The sequence below is a fragment of the Serratia sp. 4542 genome (assembly GCF_016805595.1).
Taxonomy (GTDB): Bacteria; Pseudomonadota; Gammaproteobacteria; order Enterobacterales; family Enterobacteriaceae; genus Serratia; species Serratia nevei.
Genome location: NZ_RXKV01000003.1, coordinates 257,586 through 277,843 on the forward strand (window position 1 = coordinate 257,586; position 20,258 = coordinate 277,843).

A 20,258-nucleotide genomic window follows, 5' to 3' on the forward strand; every position below is an offset into this window, starting at 1 on the left:
AAGAAAAAATGACGCAATTTGCTTTTGTTTTCCCGGGCCAAGGGTCACAGACCGTTGGCATGCTGGCCGAATTGGCCGCACAGTTTCCGATCGTCGAAGAAACCTTCGGCGAGGCCTCTTCCGCCCTGGGTTACGACCTGTGGCAGCTGGTGCAGCAAGGCCCGGTGGAAGAGCTGAACAAAACCTGGCAGACCCAACCGGCTCTGCTGGCCGCCTCGGTGGCGATTTTCCGCGTTTGGCAGCAGCAGGGCGGTAAAGCGCCTGCGCTGATGGCGGGCCACAGCCTGGGCGAATACTCGGCGCTGGTCTGCGCCGGCGTGCTGGACTTCAAGGCGGCGATCCGTCTGGTCGAGCTGCGCGGCAAGCTGATGCAGGAAGCGGTGCCGGAAGGCACCGGCGCGATGTACGCCATCATCGGTCTGGACAACGACGCGATCGCCAAAGCGTGTGAAGAGTCTGCGCAAGGGCAGGTGGTTTCTCCGGTCAACTTCAACTCGCCGGGCCAGGTGGTCATCGCCGGCAACAAAGAAGCGGTTGAGCGCGCAGGCGCCGCCTGCAAAGCCGCCGGCGCCAAACGTGCGCTACCGCTGCCGGTAAGCGTGCCTTCGCACTGCGCGCTGATGAAGCCGGCCGCCGACAAGCTGGCCGTGGCGCTGCAGGACATCACCTTCAACGCGCCGCAGGTGCCGGTGGTGAACAATGTCGACGTGCGTACCGAAAACGATCCGGAAGCGATCCGCAGCGCGTTGGTGCGTCAGCTGTACAGCCCGGTACGTTGGACCGAGAGCGTAGAATTTATCGCAGCACAGGGAATGACGTCGCTGCTGGAAGTGGGGCCGGGCAAAGTGCTGACCGGCCTGACTAAACGTATTGTTGACACCCTGACGGCTGCGGCGGTGAACGACACCGCCAGCCTGTCGGCGGCGCTTGAACAATAAAGAGGAAAATGATGAGCTTCGAAGGTAAAATCGTTCTGGTCACCGGCGCGAGCCGCGGTATTGGCCGAGCTATTGCAGAAACGTTTGTGGCACGCGGCGCCAAAGTGATCGGCACCGCAACCAGCGAGAGCGGCGCTGAAGCGATCAGCAGCTACCTGGGCGCAAACGGTAAAGGGTTTATGTTGAACGTTGTTGATGCGCAATCTATCGACAGCGTGCTGGCATCGATTCGCGCCGAATTTGGCGAAATCGACATTTTAGTGAATAATGCCGGCATCACGCGTGATAACCTGCTGATGCGTATGAAGGATGACGAGTGGGAGGATATCCTCGACACCAACCTGACTTCCGTATTCCGCCTGTCAAAAGCGGTAATGCGCGCTATGATGAAAAAGCGGTTTGGCCGTATCATCACCATCGGTTCCGTTGTCGGCACCATGGGGAACGCAGGGCAGGCGAACTACGCGGCGGCTAAAGCCGGTCTGATTGGTTTTAGCAAATCTTTGGCACGTGAAGTTGCTTCGCGTGGCATTACGGTCAACGTCGTGGCACCTGGCTTTATTGAGACGGACATGACACGGGCGTTGACAGATGATCAACGCGCAGGCATTTTGTCATCAGTTCCAGCCAACCGGCTGGGCGATGCTAAAGAAATCGCCAGCGCTGTTGCATTTTTGGCCTCTGATGAGGCCGGCTATATCACCGGTGAAACGTTACATGTCAATGGCGGCATGTACATGATTTAAAAAATGTGAAAACCATTTGCGTTATTTGAGGCAAAAACCGCAAAATAGCGTAAAATCGTGGTTTGACCAGCCGGGATTTAGTTGCATCTTTTTCAGCATTTTATACACTACGAAAACCATCGCGAAAGCGAGTTTTGATAGGAAATTTAAGAGTATGAGCACTATCGAAGAACGCGTTAAGAAAATCATTGTTGAGCAACTGGGTGTTAAACAGGAAGAAGTTTTGAACAACGCTTCTTTCGTTGAAGATCTGGGCGCTGATTCTCTTGACACCGTTGAGCTGGTAATGGCACTGGAAGAAGAATTCGACACCGAGATTCCAGACGAAGAAGCTGAGAAGATCACTACTGTTCAGGCAGCTATTGATTTCATCAACGCTAGCCAGCAGTAAGAGAACATATCTAGGCGGTCGTTCGACCGCCTAAGTTTTTTCTATCCCTAGTGTCATATTTTTCCCTCCCTGGAGGACAAACGTGTCTAAGCGTCGAGTAGTTGTGACCGGACTGGGCATGTTGTCTCCTGTCGGCAATACGGTAGAGTCCACGTGGAACGCTCTTCTTGCCGGTCAGAGTGGCATCAGCCTGATCGACCATTTCGATACCACTGCCTATGCGACCAAGTTTGCTGGCCTGGTAAAGAATTTTAATTCTGAGGATTTCATCTCTCGCAAAGATGCGCGCAAGATGGACGCCTTTATCCAGTACGGTATCGCTGCCGGCATGCAAGCCATGCAGGATGCAGGCCTGGACATCACCGAGGCTAACGCCACCCGCATTGGAGCCGCGATCGGTTCCGGCATCGGCGGCCTGGGTTTGATCGAAGAAAACCACAGTTCACTGGTTAACGGTGGCCCACGGAAAATCAGTCCGTTCTTCGTGCCATCCACCATCGTGAATATGATTGCAGGCCACCTGACAATCATGTACGGCATGCGTGGCCCAAGCATTTCCATCGCCACCGCCTGTACTTCAGGTGTGCACAACATCGGCCATGCGGCGCGTATCATTGCTTACAATGATGCTGACGTGATGCTGGCCGGTGGGGCAGAGAAAGCCAGCACCCCATTGGGCGTCGGCGGCTTTGGCGCAGCTCGCGCCCTGTCCACCCGTAATGACAACCCGCAGGCGGCGAGCCGTCCGTGGGATAAAGACCGCGACGGCTTCGTGCTGGGCGACGGTGCCGGCATGATGGTGCTGGAAGAGTACGAGCACGCGAAAAAACGCGGCGCGAAAATCTACGCCGAAGTGGTGGGCTTTGGGATGAGCAGCGATGCTTATCACATGACGTCGCCGCCGGAAAACGGCGCGGGCGCTGCGCTGGCGATGGAAAATGCCCTGCTTGACGCCGGTGTGACCCCGTCACAAATCGGCTACATCAATGCGCACGGCACCTCTACGCCGGCGGGTGACCAGGCGGAAGCGCAGGCGGTGAAATCCGTCTTCGGCGCCGATGCCCACCGCGTGCTGGTGAGTTCGACCAAATCGATGACTGGCCACCTGTTGGGTGCGGCAGGCGCGATCGAGTCTATCTTCACCGTGCTGGCGCTGCGCGATCAGGCGGTACCGCCAACCATCAACCTGGATAACCCGGATGAAGGTTGCGATCTGGACTTCGTGCCTCACGAAGCGCGCCAGGTCAGCGATATGGAGTTCACCCTGTGTAACTCCTTCGGCTTCGGCGGCACCAACGGCTCGCTGATCTTCCGCCGAGTGTAACTCGCGCTGCGGATAGCTGACGAAAGCCCGGTTTTTTAACCGGGCTTTTTTACGCCCGCCGTTTGGCCGCCGGCGGGGCTGCGTATCGTCTCGCCGCCTGCTATCCTGCGAGCGTAATGAAATAGCCCGGCAACAGGAGGAAGCATGTACTGGATTAACGGACAACGCCACGATGCGCTGGCGCCGAGCGATCGTGGCCTGCAGTTCGGCGATGGCTGCTTTACTACCGCCCGGGTTATCGACGGTAAAATCGAGCTGCTGCCCTGGCATCTGGAGCGGCTGCAGCAAGCGGCGCAGCGGCTGATGCTGCCTGCCACCGATTGGCTGGCTTTCGAGCGGGAGATGGCGCTGGCGGCCGAATCAATTCCGCTCGGCGTGGTCAAAGCGATACTGACGCGCGGCAGCGGCGGGCGGGGTTACAGCCCGACGGGGTGCGAAAACCCGACGCGTATCGTCGCCCGCAGCAGCTACCCTGCGCACTATTTGCAGTGGCGCGAGCAGGGCATCACGCTTGCGCTCAGCCCGGTGGCGCTGGCGCGCAATCCGTTGCTGGCGGGGTTGAAGCATTTGAACCGCCTGGAGCAGGTGCTGATCCGCGCGCATCTTGACCAGACGGTCGCCGACGAGGCGCTGGTGCTTGACACTGCCGGTATGCTGGTGGAATGCTGTGCGGCTAATTTGTTCTGGCGTAAGGGAAAAGCGGTATTTACCCCGGATCTGAGCCAGGCCGGCGTCGCGGGCTTGATGCGGCGGCGGGTGATCGCGCTGCTGGCGGGCTCGGAATACCGTCTGCAGTGCGTCAGTGAACCGCTGGAGACGCTGGCCGATGCCGACGAAGTGCTGGTGAGCAATGCGCTGATGCCGCTGCTGCCGGTAAACGCTGCGCAATCATGGCGTTATGCTTCGCGCCAGCTGTATGATTTTTTGCGTCCACACTGTTAACCATGGCTGATTGATGAAGAAAAGAAAGCTGAAGGTCCTGTCTGTTATTGTTGTTCTGGTATTGGCGCTGCTGTTTTGGGGCTACCAGAAGATCGAACGCTTTGCCGATACGCCGCTGGCTATCCAGCAAGAAACCATCTTCAAACTGCCGGCCGGCACCGGCCGGGTAGCGCTGGAAGGGCTACTGGTGCGCGATAAACTGGTGCGCAACGGGCGCTGGTTCCAGTGGCTGCTGAAGCTGGAGCCGGAGTTGGCGGAGTTTAAAGCCGGTACCTACCGGTTCACGCCGGGCATGACGGTGCGCCAGATGCTGAAACTGTTGGCCAGCGGCAAAGAGGCGCAGTTCACCGCACGCTTTATCGAAGGCTCACGCCTGCGTGACTGGCAGCAGGTGCTGCAGCAGTCCAAATACCTGAAACACACCCTGGCGGGCAAGAGCGAAGCGGAGATTGCCGCAGCGCTCGGCATTCCTGCGGGAGAAACGCCGGAAGGGCATTTGTACCCGGATACCTATCAGTATACCGCCGGCATGAGCGACGTCGCGCTGCTCAAACGCGCACACGTGCGCATGAACAAAGCGCTGCAGGCCGCCTGGGCCGGACGCGACACCAGTCTGCCGTATAAAACGCCGGAAGATCTGCTGACCATGGCCTCGATCGTCGAGAAAGAGACCGCGGTGCCGGAAGAGCGCAGCAAGGTCGCGTCGGTGTTCGTCAACCGCTTGCGCATCGGCATGCGCCTGCAGACCGATCCGACGGTGATCTACGGCATGGGCGAAAGCTATAATGGCAACATCACGCGCAAGGATCTGGAGACGCCGACGCCGTACAACACCTATGTGATCGCCGGCCTGCCGCCAACGCCGATCGCCATGCCGGGGGAGGCCTCGCTGCAGGCGGCCGCCAATCCGGCCAAAACGCCTTATCTCTATTTTGTCGCCGACGGCAAGGGTGGGCATACCTTCACCACCAATCTGGCGAGCCATAACCAGGCGGTGCGCGTGTACCGTCAGGCGTTAAAGGAAAAGAATGAAAAGTAAATTCGTTGTTATCGAAGGGCTGGAAGGCGCGGGTAAAACCACCGCGCGCGATACGGTGGTCAATGTGCTGCGCGAACACGGCGTCAGCGACATCGTCTTCACCCGCGAGCCGGGCGGCACGCCGCTGGCGGAGAAGCTGCGCGATCTGTTCAAGCGCGGCATCGACGGCGAATTGCCGACCATCAAGGCCGAAGTATTGATGCTGTACGCCGCGCGTGTGCAGCTGGTGGAAACCGTGATTAAACCGGCCCTGGCGCGCGGCGCCTGGGTGGTGGGCGATCGCCACGATCTCTCTTCACAGGCTTACCAGGGTGGCGGCCGCGGCGTGGATCCGCAGCTGATGAGCTCGCTGCGCGACACCGTGCTGGGGGATTTTCGCCCGGACTTGACGGTCTATCTCGATCTGCCGCCGCTGGTCGGCCTGCAACGCGCACAGGCGCGCGGTCAGTTGGATCGCATCGAACAGGAAGCGCTGCCGTTCTTCGAGCGCACCCGCGCTCGCTATCTCGAGCTGGCGGCGCAGGATAAAACCATCGTCACCGTCGACGCCGCCCAGCCGCTGGAGCAGGTGACCGCGGCGATCCGCGACTGCGTCGGCCACTGGCTGCGGCAGCAGGAAGGCGCATAATGAACTGGTACCCGTGGCTGAACGGCCCTTATCGCCAGCTGGTTGGGCAGTACGCCGACGGCCGCGGCCATCATGCGCTGCTGCTGCACGCGGCGGCGGGCAACGGTGACGACGCGCTGGCCTACGGCCTGAGCCGCTGGTTGATCTGCCAGCAGCGCAACGGTGAAAAAAGCTGCGGCGAGTGCCACAGCTGCCGGCTGATGCTGGCGGGGAACCACCCGGATTATCACGTGCAGGCGCCGGAAAAGGGCAAGAGCAGCCTGGGCATTGAGCCGATCCGTCAGGTGATTGAAACGCTTTACGCCCACGCGCAGCAGGGCGGCGCTAAAGTGATTTGGCTGCCGCAGGCGGAACAGCTGACCGAGGCGGCGGCCAACGCGCTGCTTAAAACGCTGGAAGAGCCGCCGGAGAAAACCTATTTTCTGCTGGGTTGCCGTGAGCCGTCGCGGCTGATGGCGACGCTGCGCAGCCGCTGCCTGTACTGGCATTTGGCCAGCCCGGATGAGCAGCTCAGCCTGCAGTGGCTGGGCCGACAGGCGGCCGGATCTCAGACGGACCGCCTCACGGCGCTGCGCCTGCACGACGGCGCGCCGCTGGCCGCCGAACAGCTGTTGCAGCCGCAGCAGTGGCAACAGCGCAGCGCCCTGTGCGCCGCGTTGAGCGCCGCGCTGCCGCAGCGCGATATGCTGTCGCTGCTGCCGGTGTTGAACCATGAAGACGTCGCCGAGCGCCTGCACTGGCTGTGCGCGCTGCTGGTGGACGCGATGAAGTGGCAGCAGGGCGCGCATCAGTATGTATTGAATCAGGATCAGCAGCCGTTGGTGCATCAGCTGGCCAGCCTGCTGAGCAGCGCCTCGCTGCAGCAGATCGTGCAGCAGTGGCTGAACTGTCGCCATCAGCTGCTCAGCGTGGTGGGCGTCAATCGCGAGCTGCTGCTGACCGAACAGTTACTTCGCTGGGAACAGATGCTCGGCGCCGCCGGCTATTCCCACCCTCATTCGCTGTAAAGTAAAAGAGTTAAACATTATGTTGTTAGTCGATTCTCATTGCCACCTCGACAGTCTGGATTATCAAACGCTGCACCAGAATGTGGACGATGCGCTGGCCAAGGCCAAAGCGCGCGACGTCGGCTATGTGCTGGCGGTCGCCACCACGCTGCCGGGCTACCGTTCCATGACCGAGCTGATCGGCAAGCGCAACGACGTGGCCTTCTCCTGCGGGGTGCATCCGCTCAATCTGGAAGAGGGGTATGATTACGCCGAGCTGCGCCGCCTGGCGGCGGCGGAACAGGTGGTAGCGCTGGGGGAAACCGGGCTCGATTACTTCTACCAGAAAGACAATCTTGAGCTGCAGCAGGACTCTTTCCGCGAACATATCCGCATCGGCCGGGATCTGAACAAACCGGTGATCGTCCACACCCGCGATGCGCGTGCGGACACGCTGGCGATCCTGCGTGAAGAGAAGGCACAGGACTGCGGCGGCGTACTTCACTGCTTCACCGAAGATCTGGCCACGGCCGAAGCGCTGCTGGATCTGGGCTTCTACATTTCCTTCTCGGGCATCGTGACCTTCCGCAACGCCGAACAGCTGCGTGAGGTGGCCCGCTATGTGCCGCTGGATCGCATTCTGGTGGAAACCGATTCGCCTTATCTGGCGCCGGTGCCGCATCGCGGCAAAGAAAACCAACCCGCCTATGTGCGCGATGTGGCTGAATACATGGCGGTATTGAAGGGCGTCAGCCTGGAACAACTGGCCGAAGCGACCACCGCCAACTTTTCACGCTTATTTCACCTCGATCTGTGATCTTTGACCTAGGCTATAGCTGTAGGTCATTGTCTGCGTAATTTTTTTTAAGCTCGTAATTAATCACTGAAACGGGTAAGGTTCCCTCCCGTTTCAGGGTGATTGATGCGTGTTTTTTGGCCCGTTTTGCCAAAAAACAGCCGGTTTATGCAAAGTTACCGCGGCTCGATCATCGAAACGTGATTGTCATCAAACATTGCGCAGGCTATTTATTTTACTCTGCGTAATAAATTCAAGGGGTGCTCAGACACCCTGAATTGCAGGGGTTTTTCTCCCCCCCTTGCAGCGCGAATTATCGCGACAAGAAGTAGCAAAGCATTATTACTCAGGAGCACACTCAACTATGTTCAAGAACGCATTTGCAAACCTGCAAAAAGTAGGTAAATCGCTCATGCTGCCGGTGTCCGTGTTGCCTATCGCAGGTATCCTGCTGGGCGTCGGCTCCGCCAACTTTAGCTGGCTACCTGCGGTAGTCTCCCACGTGATGGCGGAAGCGGGCGGTTCGGTCTTCGCCAACATGCCGCTGATTTTCGCCATCGGCGTCGCTTTGGGCTTCACCAACAACGACGGCGTTTCCGCGCTGGCGGCGGTGGTGGCCTACGGCATCATGGTGAAAACCATGGCGGTGGTTGCGCCGCTGGTGCTGCACCTGCCGGCTGAAGAGATTGCGGCCAAACACCTGGCGGATACCGGTGTGCTCGGGGGGATTATCTCCGGTGCCATCGCGGCCTATATGTTCAACCGCTTCTTCCGCATTCAACTGCCGGAATACCTGGGCTTCTTTGCCGGTAAGCGCTTCGTGCCGATCATTTCCGGTCTGGCGGCGATCGTTCTGGGCGTAGTGCTGTCCTTCATCTGGCCGCCGATCGGTACGGCTATCCAGACCTTCTCGCAGTGGGCGGCTTATCAGAACCCGGTCGTGGCCTTCGGCATTTACGGCGTGGTTGAGCGTGCTCTGGTGCCATTCGGTCTGCACCACATCTGGAACGTACCGTTCCAAATGCAAATTGGTGAATTCACCAACGCGGCGGGCCAGGTATTCCACGGCGACATCCCTCGCTACATGGCGGGTGACCCAACCGCGGGCAAACTGTCCGGCGGCTTCCTGTTCAAAATGTACGGTCTGCCTGCTGCAGCCATCGCTATCTGGCACTCGGCCAAACCGGAAAACCGCGCGAAAGTCGGCGGCATCATGATCTCCGCCGCGCTGACCTCGTTCCTGACCGGTATCACCGAGCCGATCGAGTTCTCCTTCATGTTCGTCGCGCCGATCCTGTACGTGATCCACGCTATCCTGGCCGGCCTGGCGTTCCCAATCTGCATCCTGTTGGGCATGCGTGACGGCACCAGCTTCTCGCACGGCCTGATCGACTTTATCGTACTGAGCGGCAACAGCAGCAAAATCTGGCTGTTCCCAATCGTCGGCATCGTCTACGGTCTGGTGTACTACACCATCTTCCGCGTGCTGATCGCCAAGCTGGATCTGAAAACCCCGGGCCGTGAAGACACCGCTGCCGAGCAGACTGCGCAGGGCGGTTCCGAAATGTCCGCGGCGCTGGTTCAGGCCTTTGGCGGTAAAGAAAACATCACTAACCTGGATGCTTGCATCACCCGTCTGCGCGTCAGCGTAGCCGACGTGTCCAAAGTTGACCAGGCGGGCCTGAAGAAACTGGGCGCAGCCGGCGTAGTCGTCGCTGGTTCCGGCGTGCAGGCCATCTTCGGCACCAAGTCCGACAACCTGAAAACCGATATGGACGAATACATCCGTAATCACTGATTCAGGCAGGGGAGTTACCAAGGGAGGCGAAAGCCTCCCTTTTTATTGCCTGCCGTCAGGCGCCAAGCCGCTGTTCGAGCTCGGCGAGAGAAGGGAGGAACCAGACCTGTTCGCCGCGATTGGCTTCACGCACAAAATCTTGCAGCGCGTTGCTTTGTGCCAGCCAGGGAGTGATATCGCCCAGCAGCGCCACGCGCAGGCGGTAGTTGATGAATTTCTGCAATACGGCGCCGGCCACGCCGCTTCTGAGTTGGAAGAAGGCGGCGTCGAGGCGGTTGACGGGGAGGGCAATCATCCCGGCATCGTGTTCAAAGGCGGGCGCGATAAACAGGCTGACGTCGTTTTCGTCTTTCAACGGCGGCCCGGCTTCGGCGAAAACCACCAGGCGCAGATCATGGATTTGCCGCACGGCGTAGCTCATCGGCGCTCCAGGAGTCAGGGTTTGGCGTGCTTTTGCAGGTAATGCTCGAACACCGCCAGCGTTTCGTCCGAGATATGGTGCTCAATCCCTTCGCTGTCCAGCTCGGCGGTTTCGCTCGGCACCCCGACGCACATCAGCAGATCGACCACGATGCGGTGACGGCGGCGCACCTTCTGCGCCAGCTGCTCGCCTTCTTCCGTTAAAAACACCCCGCGATAAGGGCGCGATTCCACCAGCCCGGCGCTTTTCAGCCGCGCGATATTTTTGATCGCCGTCGGGTGAGACACGCCGAAGCGGCGCGCGATGTCGGTGGTTCTGGCTTCGCGGGTGCTTTGCAGCAAATCGGCGATCAGCTCAACGTAATCTTCGATCAGCGCATTGGACTGCGCTTCGCGGGCGCGGCTAAAACGCAGGGCGTGCTCGGCCTCGTCCGGCATGTCGGTCTGGGCGTGGCGGTCGGCGTTATCTGGCGCGCGGGTAACCATAGCGTGGGGCGTCCTGTAAGCATAAAAATGGCATCTCCCGGCAATGCGGGGAGGGTTGCCCTAAGTTAGTCCAAATAGCACACATTATCAATTCGATGCCACGCATTGTGGTAGTTAGAAATATCTCTACACAAAGCCAATGAATTTCGCCTGTTGCATAAAGTGTAGCCGATGCTACATTGTCAGCATGATAGGTGGAAAAATAACCAGTGAAAGATTGAGGGTACTTCATGCGTGATGCGGCAACCACTCCATCGTTAACCGAACGGACCAACATTGCGATTGGCGCCGCCCTTGCCGGACGCAAGCGCGGCGCCTTTACGCCGTTGCTGTTCGCCGGCCCGGCGGTGATTGCCTCTATTGCCTATATGGATCCCGGCAACTTCGCCACCAACATTCAGGCCGGGGCGAAATACGGCTACAGCCTGCTGTGGGTGGTGGTGATGGCCAACCTGATCGCCATGCTGTTCCAGGCGCTGTCGGCCAAGCTGGGCATCGTCACCAACCGCAATCTGGCGGAGATGTGCCGCGAGCAGTTTTCACGGCCGGTAGTGATCGGCATGTGGTTGCTCAGCGAAGTGGCGGCGATGGCCACCGATCTGGCAGAGTTTCTCGGCGGGGCGATCGCGCTGGCGCTGCTGTTCCATATGCCGCTGCTGGCGGGAATGGGGGTGACGGCGGTGATCACCTATGCGCTGTTGATGGTGGAAAAAAAAGGTTTCCGCCCGGTCGAGCTGATGATCGGCGGCCTGGTGGGGATCATCGCGCTGTGTTACCTGGTCGAGATGTTCATCGTACCGGTAGACTGGCAGGCGGCTGGGATCGGCATGGTGACGCCGCAGCTGCCGGACGCGCAGGCGCTGACCATCGCCGTCGGCATTATCGGCGCCACCGTGATGCCGCACGCCATTTTCCTGCATTCGGGGCTGACCCAGCACCGCAGCCCGGCCAGCGATAACGGCGAGCGGCGTAAGCTGCTGCGTTTCTCCAATATTGAGGTGGTGATCGCGCTGGCGCTCGCCGGGCTGGTGAATATCGCGATGGTCATCATGGCCTCGAGTGCCTTCCACGCCGGTAACAGCGACGTGGCCGAAATTGGCACCGCCTACCATACGCTGACGCCGCTGTTCGGTGCGGCGGCCGCCGGTATCTTCCTCGCTTCGCTGATCGCCTCCGGCATTTCCAGCTCGGTGGTGGGCACTATGGCCGGGCAGATGATCATGCAGGGCTTCGTTGGCTTCCGCATTCCGGTGTGGGTGCGCCGCCTGGTCACCATGGTGCCGGCGTTTATCGTGGTGGCGATGGGCGTCAACGCCACCGACGCGCTGGTCTACAGCCAGGTGGTGCTGAGCCTGGCACTGCCGGCGCCGATGATCGCGCTGGTGATGTTTACCCGCCGCCGCGACATCATGGGCGAGTTCGCCAACGGCCGCTGGACCAGCCTGGCGGCGGTGGTCGGCACGGTGGTGATCGTGCTGCTCAACGTGGTGCTGCTGTTGCAGACCTTCGGCGTCGAGATCCCTGGGCTGGGGTGATCTTATGGGCCGCGCGGGGTGCGGCCGCGTCGCTAAATTAAATTATAAATTCCCCACGCCACCGTCCATCTGCAGCTCGGCGCCGACCATAAATGCCGACTCGTCCGCCGCCAGAAACACCGCCGCTTTGGCCAGCTCCAGTGCGCTGCCCATGCGGCCGATCGGCACCAGCGCGCGGATATCGTCGCGCAATGCCTGCTCATCCGCTTCCGCCAACCCCAGCTTACCCAACGCCGGGGTTTCGGTCGGGCCGGGGCTGAGGCCGTTGACGCGAATGCCGCGCGCGTGCAGCTCGCCGGACAGCGTTCTGGCCAGCGACAGCAAGCCGGCTTTGCTGGCGGCATAGGCGCTGCTCTGCGGCAGGCCGATATGGGCGCTGACCGAACCGCACAGGATCACCGAAGACGGGTTGGCCAGCAGCGGCAGCAAAGCCTGGATCAGAAAAAACGGCCCCTTCAGGTTGATGTCCATCAGCCGCTGATAGCTCTGCTCATCCCACTCCTGCAGCGGGCGATGCGTAACGTCACCGGCGTTGATGTACAGCACGTCCAGCCGCGGCCACCGTTGCCCCAGCCGCTGCGCCAGTTCGCGCTGCTGCGGGATATCGCCGGCGTCGCTCAGCAGCAACAGTGCCTTGCCCGCCAATGCCTGGCCCGCCGCGTCCAGGGCGCTTTGGCTGCGCCCGGTGATCGCTACCGTCGCGCCCTCGGCGATGAACTGGCGGGCGGTTTCCAGCCCGATGCCGCTGGTGCCGCCGGTAATCAATGCGTATTTGCCTTGCAGTCGTGACATAACCGATTCCTCTTTAGCGTCAGTTGCGGCATTATTTGCGCTATAGTTCCTTTTGCATAGTAGGCACCTTTTGGATACTAAAGGGCGAGGTGGGATGAAATGACGGCGCAAGCGCCATTAGCGGCGGAAAATAATTTGGCGGCGTTGCCGACGGCGGGCGAACCTTGCCCGATGGTGGACTTCGTCAATCTGGTGTCGGGCAAGTGGGCGATACCGATCCTGTACCGGCTGATCGTGATCGACAGCCCGGTACGATTCAGCGAACTGCAGCGGGCGGTGGCGCCCATTGCGCAAAAAGAGCTAACGCGCCAGCTGCGGCTGTTTGAGCAGCGCGGCCTGGTGACGCGGCAGGTGTATCCCGAAGTGCCGCCGCGGGTGGAGTATCAGGTCACTGCGCTCGGCAAATCGCTGCGGCCGACGCTGGACTCGCTGGCCGAGTGGATGCGTCGGCACGCGCCGCAGCTGATCGGCGGCTAGTCGCCGATGCCCGGCGGGTTGATGGCGGAGCGCTCGACCTTTTCGTCGCCTTCGCCCCAGCGCTCCAGCACCTGCGCGTATTCGCCGCTGACGATGACGCCGTTGATGGCGGCGTTGATGGCGTTCACCAACCCGTTGCCTTTTTTGGTGGTGACCGCGACGTAGGCCACGCTGGGGCCGATGCCGACCATTTTGGTCTTGCCGGTCAGCGCCGCCTTGTAGGCGCCGGTGGAGTGGGGGCCGAAGAACGCGTCGGCGCGCCCAGACTGAATGCTCAGGTTGGTGGCGGCGTCGTCGGTCACATAGATCGGCTGCACCGGCGGCAGCCCGGCGGCGCGGTTCTGCTTATCCCACCCCAGCAGAATGTTTTCCTGATTGGTGCCGGATCCGACGATGATCCGCAGCCCGGCGACGTCCTGCGGCCGGTTGATCGAGGTGATGTGGCTGGTGGATTTGACGTAAAAGCCCAGCGTGTCCACCCGATAGGTCGCGAAGTCGAATTTGGTCTTGCGCTGTTTGGTGACGGCGATGTTGAAGATCGCCGCATCGTATTTGCCGGCGCTGATGCCCAGCGGCCAATCTTCCCAGGAGGTGGGCACCAGATTCAGCTCAAGCCCGAGGCTGTCGGCCACCAGGCGGGCGATGTCCGGATCGCTGCCGATCAGCGTTTTATTGTCTTCGGCGAACAGCGCCAGCGGCGGGGAGTTCTCGAACGCCACCGCCACCGTCAGCTTGCCGGGCACCGCAAAGTGAAAATTCGCCGGAATCAGTGCGATAGCGGCCGGGTTCGGCTCTGCGCGTATCGGCTCTCGGTTAGCCTGCAGATCGATACCGCCCGCCGTGGCCGCCTGAACGGCAGCGCTCAGCAACAGCGCGCACAGCGCCGAAATCCTCAGTGGCATAACACCCTCTACTCTTTGTTAATCATGGGGTTACTATTGGCGGCGGCACGGGGCAAGTAAAGCAACAATAGTGAATAACCAAAGTGAAAAGATGCACAAGCGGGGCGCCGGCCTGCGCGAATCTGCAGCACTCGACGCGGAAAGTGCGCAATCAGGTTGAAAGCAGTAGAATTTGTCACTCATACTGCGTACAGCTAATTGTGTAAAAAGGAACGCCAGATGGCCGAAGAAACGATTTTCAGTAAAATTATCCGCCGCGAAATCCCTGCTGATGTGGTTTATCAGGATGAACTGGTCACCGCTTTCCGTGACATCTCCCCTCAGGCACCCACCCATGTGCTGATCGTTCCCAACGTGCTGATCCCAACCGTCAACGACGTGACCGTGGAGCACGAAGCCGCGCTGGGCCGCATGATCACCGCCGCGGCGAAGATCGCCGAACAGGAAGGCATCGCCGAAGACGGCTATCGTCTGATCGTCAACTGCAACCGCCACGCCGGTCAGGAGGTCTATCATATTCATATGCACCTGGTCGGTGGCCGCTCGCTGGGGCCGCTGTTGTCACGTTAAGCGAGGAAATCATGCGCGGTAAAAAAACTCTGCGTGGTCTGGTGGCGTTGGCGTTGCCCGCCGCGTTGCTGATGGGGTGCAGCTCGCCGTCCGGCATCGCGGTCAATCAACGCCAAACGGTGGTGATGGATCCTTCGGTGCTGACCGCCGGCATTTTGGCCGATACGCCCTCGATTTCGAACGCCTCCGGGCGGGTGATGGCGACCTCGGTGCTCAACAACAGCCAATCGACGCCGGTCACCGTGCATTATCGTTTCTATTGGTACGACGCGCAGGGGCTGGATATTCGCCCCTTCGAGAAACCGCGCGAGATCGTCGTGGCGCCCGACTCGGACGCCAAAATCTACTCGATTAACGGCAACCTGGACGCCAAAAGCGCGCGTCTGTATCTGTACCTGTAAGCGCTTGCCAGGTTTGGAGAAAAAGCATGAAAAAGTACGTCTTAGTGGCGCTGGCCGCATTAACCCTGAGCGGCTGTCTGTCGCGTCCGCCTGAGCCGGATCAGCCGCTGCCGCCGGTCACCGTCGAGCCAGATCAACCGAAGCCGCCGGTCGAGCAGCCACAGCCGCCAACCACCGAGCCGGTGCCGCAGCCGCCGAAAATCCAGCAGCTTGACTGGCTGGGCAGCGTTCAGCCGCTGGTGGGGCAGATGCTGAAGGCCGATGGCGTCACGGCCGGCAGCGTGCTGCTGCTGGACAGCGTCAAGAACAATACCAACGGTTCGCTGCAGATGGGCAAAGCTACCGCGGCGCTGTACAAGGCGCTGGCGTCGAATTCCACCTTCAGCGTGGTGCCGGAAGCGAAGCTGACCAGCGCCCGACAAACGCTGGGCCTGTCGGCGGATGACAGCTTCGGTTCGCGCAGCAAGGCGATTGGCCTGGCGCGCATCGTCGGCGCGCAGTACGTGCTGTACAGCGACGTCAGCGGAGACGTGAAGTCGCCGGCGTTGGATATGCAGCTGATGCTGGTGCAAACCGGCGAGATCGTCTGGTCGGGCAATGGCGCCGTTAAACGCTGAGGCCGCGCTGCGACGATTGATGGAAACCAGACTGCCGGCGGTGAATACCGCCGGTTGTCATTTCAGCCCGGTGCAGGGGCTGACCGGCGAGAGCTGGCGCATCGACGGCGCGGGCATCACGCTGTTGGCGCGGCAGCACAGTGCGGAAAAACGCGCGCTGGGCGTGAGCCGCCGGCGGGAAGCGCGGGTCTTGCGCCGCTGCGCGCCGGGGCTGGGGCCACGGGTTTTCACACAGAATAATCAGTGGCTTATCCTTGAATGGCTCGAAGGTGACGTCGTCACCGATGCCGAGTTTGCGGCGCTGAATCAGCGCGGCGAGCTGGCGGCGATGGCGGCGGAACTGCACCGGCGGCCGCTCAGCGGTTACCGACTGGATCTGCGACGGCAGTTCCGCCGCTACTGGCAGCAGCTGGATAGGCGGCGTTTAACCCCTGACTGGCTGCGCCTGCAGCGTCATTTTTTACGCAGCGCCTCGCCACGGCCGCTGCGCCTGGCGCCGCTGCACATGGACATCCATCCGGGCAATCTGCTCGCCACCGGCGAAGGGCTGCGGCTGATCGACTGGGAATATGCCGCCGACGGCGACGTGGCGCTGGATATCGCCGCGCTGTTTCGCGGCAACGGTTGGTCGGCCGGCCAGCAGCAGCGCTTTTTGCAGCACTACGCGCGCCAGGGCTATCACGACGTCGCCCGGCTGCAGGCGCAGGTGCACCGCTGGCTGCCGTGGGTCGATTATCTGATGCTGCTGTGGTTCGAAGTGCGCTGGCAGCAGAGCGGCGACGCCGAATTTTTGCGCTGGGGCGCGGCGGTGCGCCGGCGGCTTTGTTTATCACCATCCGAATTCTGAACGAACAATAATGAAGTGAGGTGCCCGTGGGCCCAGTAATGCTAGATGTCGCCGGCTACGAGCTGGATGCAGAAGAACGCGAAATTTTGAAACACCCGCTGGTTGGCGGATTGATCCTGTTTACCCGCAACTTCCACGATGCGGAGCAGCTGCGTGAGCTGGTGCGCCAGATCCGCGCCGCCTCGCACGATCGGCTGGTGGTGGCGGTGGATCAGGAGGGCGGGCGCGTACAGCGCTTCCGCGAGGGCTTCACCCGCCTGCCGGCGGCGCAGTCGTTCGCCGCGTTGCACGATGCGCAGGAAGGCGGCCGGCTGGCGCAGGAGGCCGGCTGGCTGATGGCGGCGGAAATGATCGCACAGGATATCGACATCAGTTTTGCGCCGGTGCTGGACATCGGCCACGGCAGCGCGGCGATCGGCGAGCGTTCGTTCCACAGCGATCCGCAGCAGGCGCTGGCGATGGCGGAACGCTTTATCCTCGGCATGCACAGCGCCGGCATGAAAACCACCGGTAAACACTTCCCGGGGCACGGCGCCGTCAGCGCCGATTCGCACAAGGAAACCCCGCGCGATCCGCGGCCGCTGGCGCAGATCCGCGAGCACGACATGGCGATCTTCCGCGAGCTGATCAACCGCCAGCTGTTGGACGCCGTCATGCCGGCCCACGTCATCTATACTGAAGCGGACCCGCGTCCGGCCAGCGGCTCGCCTTACTGGCTGCAGCAGATCCTGCGTCAGGAGCTGGGCTTCGACGGCGTAATTTTCTCCGACGATCTGTCGATGGAAGGCGCCGCCATTATGGGCAGCTACGCCGAGCGCGGCCAGGCGGCGCTCGATGCCGGTTGCGACATGATCCTGGTGTGCAACCACCGCGAAGGTGCGGTCAGCGTGCTGGATAACCTGTCCCCGGTCAAAGCAGAGAAGGTGAAGCGGTTATATCATCGCGGTCAGTTCACCCGTCAGGAACTGCGCGACTCCGAGCGCTGGCAGCAGGCGCACAAGGCGCTCAGCGCGCTGAGCGAACGCTGGGAGGAGCACAAGCAGCGTTCGCAAGGGTGAATCCAGGCGCCGCATCGCGGCGCAGAGCGGAAATGATGAGGGCCGCGCCCGCGGCCCTTGGCTTGTTGCGAGGATCCACATGATTATCTATTTGCACGGCTTCGATTCCACCAGTCCCGGCAATCATGAAAAGGTGTTACAGCTGCAGTTTATCGATCCGGACGTGCGCTTCATCAGCTACAGCACGCTGCATCCGCGTCACGACATGCAGCATCTGTTGAAAGAGGTGGACAAGGCGGTGCAGCAGGGCGGCGACGCGCACCCGTTGATCTGCGGGGTCGGCCTCGGCGGCTTCTGGGCGGAGCGCATCGGCTTCCTGTGCGGCATTCGCCAGGCGATGTTCAACCCCAATCTGTACCCGGAAGAGCACATGCACGGCAAGATAGACCGGCCGGAAGAGTATCGCGATATTGCCACCAAGTGCGTGGAGGATTTCCGCGAGAAGAACCGCGACCGCTGTCTGGTGGTGCTGTCGCGGCACGACGAGGTGCTGGATAACCGGCGCAGCGCCGAATTGCTGCATCACTACTACGAAATCGTCTGGGATGAACAGCAGACGCACAAGTTCAAAAACATCTCACCCCATCTGCAGCGGCTCAAGGCGTTCAAGGCGCTGGGTTAACAGTTTCATAACGCCGCCGCGAGCCGCGCTCCCCGTTTTGTACCGACGGAAAGTGCGGCTTTTTTGTACGCCAAGGTAAAGTTTTTCGTGGCAATCGGCAAAATTTAAAACTGTGACTCAGCGCTAACTATTTGAATCACAATCCCCAAAAAATCCCCGCGTCCAGCCTTTAACCAAAAAAATTTGATGTACGTCAATTTTGGTATGACCAAATAACCTCGCATGTTATTCTGGCCTTAGAGAGCCGATTTATTTTAAGCGAACCCTATGTATTCTAAGGATATTATTTATTTACCCTGGAATAACAAATGGTTCACATTTAGGGGGTTATTTTGACAACGCCAAAGAAGAAAATCGTTATTGTTGGCGGCGGCGCCGGTGGCTTGGAGCTGGCGACCAGCCTGGGCCATAAACTTGGCCGCAAGAACAAAGCGGAGATCACGCTGGTGGATCGCAACCACAGCCATTTGTGGAAACCGCTGCTGCATGAAGTGGCGACCGGTTCCCTCGATGACGGCGTGGATGCGCTCAGCTACCTGGCGCACGCGCGCAACCACCATTTCAGCTTCCAACTGGGGTCGTTGACCAACATCAACCGCGAGACGCAAACGCTGCAGCTGGCGCAGATCTGCGACGAGCAGGGCGGCGAGCTGGTGCCGGCGCGCGAACTGCCGTACGACATCCTGGTGATGGCGCTGGGCAGCACCTCGAACGATTTCGGTACGCCGGGCGTGAAAGAGCACTGCATCTTCCTGGATAACCCGCATCAGGCGCGTCGCTTCCACAACGAAATGCTCAACCTGTTCCTGAAGTTCTCGGCGCAGCCGGGGCAAAAAGAGCGCGTCAACATCGCCATCGTCGGCGGTGGCGCCACCGGCGTTGAGCTGTCCGCCGAACTGCACAACGCGGTGAAGCAGCTGCACAGCTACGGTTTCGAAGGCCTGGACAACAGCGCATTGAACGTGACGCTGGTGGAAGCCGGCGAGCGCATTCTGCCGGCGCTGCCGCCGCGCATTTCCGCTGCGGCGCACCAGGAGCTGATCAAACTGGGCGTGCGCGTGCTGACCAACACCATGGTGACCAGCGCCGATGCCAAAGGCCTGAACACCAAAGGTGGCGAGTTCATCGATGCCGATCTGATGGTATGGGCGGCCGGCATCAAGGCGCCGGACTTCATGAAAGACATCGGCGGCCTGGAAACCAACCGCATCAACCAGCTGGTGGTGGAGCCGACGCTGCAGACCACGCGCGATCCGAACATCTTCGCCATCGGCGACTGCGCCTCCTGCCCGAAAGAGGGCGGCGGTTTTGTGCCGCCGCGCGCTCAGTCGGCGCACCAGATGGCCTCGCGCTGCGCCACCAATATTCTGGCGCTGATGAACGGCCAGACGCTGAAGCCATACGTGTATAAAGACCACGGCTCGCTGGTGTCGCTGTCGCGCTTCAGCACCGTCGGCAGCCTGATGGGCAACCTGATGCGCGGTTCGATGATGGTGGAAGGGCGCATCGCGCGCTTCGTTTACATCTCGCTGTACCGCATGCACCAGGTGGCGCTGCACGGCTACATCAAAACCGGCCTGATGATGCTGGTAGGCGGCATCAACCGGGTGATCCGCCCGCGTCTGAAAATGCACTGATCCTGCCTTTGTCGACCAACCCGCGCCGGTTCGCCCGCGCGGGTTTTTTTTATGGCGGCGCGAGGCGAACGGCGGCGGTTGCTTGATTCTTCAGCATAAGCTGTCGTTAGTATGGGTAAAATTCTTAAGATTCCTCCTAAACAGCGGCGAAACGGCCGTTTTCCCGCATTTTTGGTCCCCTTGTCTTATTGCGGGCCCTCAAATCATTGTGCAGACTTTACCTCGTTTACAGACGGCGCGTCGCGCACGCCGTAAACCGGGATACCGCAAGCCGCCCATGCGCAAAATAATAAGCGCGGTGCAGCC

Annotated in this window: 23 protein-coding genes; 19 read left to right on the forward strand and 4 right to left on the reverse strand. The window is 60.6% G+C overall.

Going from position 1 to position 20,258, the window contains the following annotated elements:
• The first annotated feature begins 8 nt into the window (after nt 1-8).
• The 10 genes from fabD (at nt 9) to ptsG (ending at nt 9,588) form a co-directional block, all read left to right on the forward strand.
• Nucleotides 9-938: an ACP S-malonyltransferase gene (gene fabD / locus EKL15_RS03640; protein ID WP_100396543.1), complete on the forward strand. Its 930-nt coding sequence runs from the start codon at nt 9-11 to the stop codon at nt 936-938.
• Nucleotides 939-949: 11 nt separating this feature from the next.
• Nucleotides 950-1,684 carry a 3-oxoacyl-ACP reductase FabG gene (fabG, locus tag EKL15_RS03645; protein ID WP_016928193.1) on the forward strand — a complete coding sequence of 245 codons (735 nt, stop codon included), beginning with the start codon at nt 950-952 and terminating at the stop codon, nt 1,682-1,684.
• 154 nt (nt 1,685-1,838) lie between these two features.
• Nucleotides 1,839-2,075, forward strand: a complete 237-nt coding sequence (gene acpP / locus EKL15_RS03650; RefSeq protein WP_004719003.1) for an acyl carrier protein — start codon at nt 1,839-1,841, stop codon at nt 2,073-2,075.
• 82 nt (nt 2,076-2,157) lie between these two features.
• The gene (gene fabF / locus EKL15_RS03655; RefSeq protein ID WP_049197999.1) at nt 2,158-3,399 is read left to right on the forward strand and encodes a beta-ketoacyl-ACP synthase II; all 1,242 of its coding nucleotides are present in this window, start codon (nt 2,158-2,160) and stop codon (nt 3,397-3,399) included.
• A 144-nt stretch (nt 3,400-3,543) separates the two neighbouring features.
• Nucleotides 3,544-4,341, forward strand: coding sequence for an aminodeoxychorismate lyase (pabC, locus tag EKL15_RS03660; RefSeq protein WP_100396544.1), 798 nt, complete (start codon nt 3,544-3,546; stop codon nt 4,339-4,341).
• 13 nt (nt 4,342-4,354) lie between these two features.
• A complete protein-coding gene (gene mltG / locus EKL15_RS03665; protein WP_100396545.1) occupies nt 4,355-5,380 on the forward strand; it encodes an endolytic transglycosylase MltG in 1,026 nt (341 codons plus the stop codon).
• A complete protein-coding gene (tmk, locus tag EKL15_RS03670; protein ID WP_033646442.1) occupies nt 5,370-6,008 on the forward strand; it encodes a dTMP kinase in 639 nt (212 codons plus the stop codon). Before mltG ends, tmk begins: the two co-directional genes overlap by 11 nt.
• Nucleotides 6,008-7,015, forward strand: coding sequence for a DNA polymerase III subunit delta' (gene holB, locus EKL15_RS03675; RefSeq protein ID WP_203088808.1), 1,008 nt, complete (start codon nt 6,008-6,010; stop codon nt 7,013-7,015). Before tmk ends, holB begins: the two co-directional genes overlap by 1 nt.
• Nucleotides 7,016-7,034: 19 nt before the next feature.
• A complete protein-coding gene (locus EKL15_RS03680; RefSeq protein ID WP_100396547.1) occupies nt 7,035-7,811 on the forward strand; it encodes a metal-dependent hydrolase in 777 nt (258 codons plus the stop codon).
• A 343-nt stretch (nt 7,812-8,154) separates the two neighbouring features.
• Nucleotides 8,155-9,588, forward strand: a complete 1,434-nt coding sequence (gene ptsG / locus EKL15_RS03685) for a PTS glucose transporter subunit IIBC (protein WP_016928184.1) — start codon at nt 8,155-8,157, stop codon at nt 9,586-9,588.
• 55 nt (nt 9,589-9,643) lie between these two features.
• On the opposite strand, the gene EKL15_RS03690 is transcribed toward ptsG, so the two are convergent.
• Nucleotides 9,644-10,009 (reverse strand): DUF4180 domain-containing protein, encoded by a 366-nt coding sequence (locus tag EKL15_RS03690; protein ID WP_100396548.1) that lies wholly within the window; start codon nt 10,007-10,009, stop codon nt 9,644-9,646.
• Nucleotides 10,010-10,023: 14 nt separating this feature from the next.
• Nucleotides 10,024-10,494, reverse strand: a complete 471-nt coding sequence (gene mntR, locus EKL15_RS03695; protein WP_038875534.1) for a manganese-binding transcriptional regulator MntR — start codon at nt 10,492-10,494, stop codon at nt 10,024-10,026.
• Between the two features lie 230 nt (nt 10,495-10,724).
• Here mntR and EKL15_RS03700 point away from each other — a divergent pair, with 230 nt between their 5' ends.
• Nucleotides 10,725-12,029, forward strand: a complete 1,305-nt coding sequence (locus tag EKL15_RS03700) for an Nramp family divalent metal transporter (RefSeq protein ID WP_147839436.1) — start codon at nt 10,725-10,727, stop codon at nt 12,027-12,029.
• A gap of 42 nt (nt 12,030-12,071) precedes the next feature.
• Here the strand turns inward: EKL15_RS03700 and EKL15_RS03705 are convergent, their stop codons facing one another.
• A complete protein-coding gene (locus EKL15_RS03705) occupies nt 12,072-12,821 on the reverse strand; it encodes an SDR family oxidoreductase (RefSeq protein WP_197794391.1) in 750 nt (249 codons plus the stop codon).
• A gap of 99 nt (nt 12,822-12,920) precedes the next feature.
• Between EKL15_RS03705 and EKL15_RS03710 the strand changes: the two genes are divergently transcribed.
• Nucleotides 12,921-13,298: a helix-turn-helix domain-containing protein gene (locus tag EKL15_RS03710; protein WP_147839435.1), complete on the forward strand. Its 378-nt coding sequence runs from the start codon at nt 12,921-12,923 to the stop codon at nt 13,296-13,298.
• Here EKL15_RS03710 and EKL15_RS03715 read toward each other — a convergent pair.
• Nucleotides 13,295-14,200: an ABC transporter substrate-binding protein gene (locus tag EKL15_RS03715; protein WP_203088818.1), complete on the reverse strand. Its 906-nt coding sequence runs from the start codon at nt 14,198-14,200 to the stop codon at nt 13,295-13,297. The two genes, EKL15_RS03710 and EKL15_RS03715, sit on opposite strands and share 4 nt — an antisense overlap.
• A gap of 219 nt (nt 14,201-14,419) precedes the next feature.
• Here EKL15_RS03715 and hinT point away from each other — a divergent pair, with 219 nt between their 5' ends.
• The 7 genes from hinT to EKL15_RS03750 all read left to right on the forward strand — a co-directional run bounded on the left by hinT (nt 14,420) and on the right by EKL15_RS03750 (nt 19,952).
• Nucleotides 14,420-14,770, forward strand: coding sequence for a purine nucleoside phosphoramidase (gene hinT / locus EKL15_RS03720; protein ID WP_004928776.1), 351 nt, complete (start codon nt 14,420-14,422; stop codon nt 14,768-14,770).
• Between the two features lie 11 nt (nt 14,771-14,781).
• On the forward strand, nt 14,782-15,171 hold the full coding sequence (locus EKL15_RS03725; RefSeq protein ID WP_060419506.1) for a YcfL family protein: 390 nt from the start codon (nt 14,782-14,784) through the stop codon (nt 15,169-15,171).
• Between the two features lie 26 nt (nt 15,172-15,197).
• Entirely contained in the window at nt 15,198-15,788 is a 591-nt protein-coding gene (gene lpoB / locus EKL15_RS03730) for a penicillin-binding protein activator LpoB (RefSeq protein WP_049202785.1), read from the forward strand.
• Nucleotides 15,769-16,635 (forward strand): thiamine kinase, encoded by an 867-nt coding sequence (thiK, locus tag EKL15_RS03735; RefSeq protein WP_197658842.1) that lies wholly within the window; start codon nt 15,769-15,771, stop codon nt 16,633-16,635. Before lpoB ends, thiK begins: the two co-directional genes overlap by 20 nt.
• Nucleotides 16,636-16,673: 38 nt before the next feature.
• A complete protein-coding gene (gene nagZ, locus EKL15_RS03740) occupies nt 16,674-17,693 on the forward strand; it encodes a beta-N-acetylhexosaminidase (protein WP_033646434.1) in 1,020 nt (339 codons plus the stop codon).
• 79 nt (nt 17,694-17,772) lie between these two features.
• Complete coding sequence (gene ycfP, locus EKL15_RS03745) at nt 17,773-18,315, forward strand: alpha/beta hydrolase YcfP (protein WP_015377468.1); 543 nt, start codon at nt 17,773-17,775, stop codon at nt 18,313-18,315.
• A 332-nt stretch (nt 18,316-18,647) separates the two neighbouring features.
• Nucleotides 18,648-19,952 carry an NAD(P)/FAD-dependent oxidoreductase gene (locus EKL15_RS03750; protein WP_004928794.1) on the forward strand — a complete coding sequence of 435 codons (1,305 nt, stop codon included), beginning with the start codon at nt 18,648-18,650 and terminating at the stop codon, nt 19,950-19,952.
• Nucleotides 19,953-20,258: the final 306 nt, after the last annotated feature.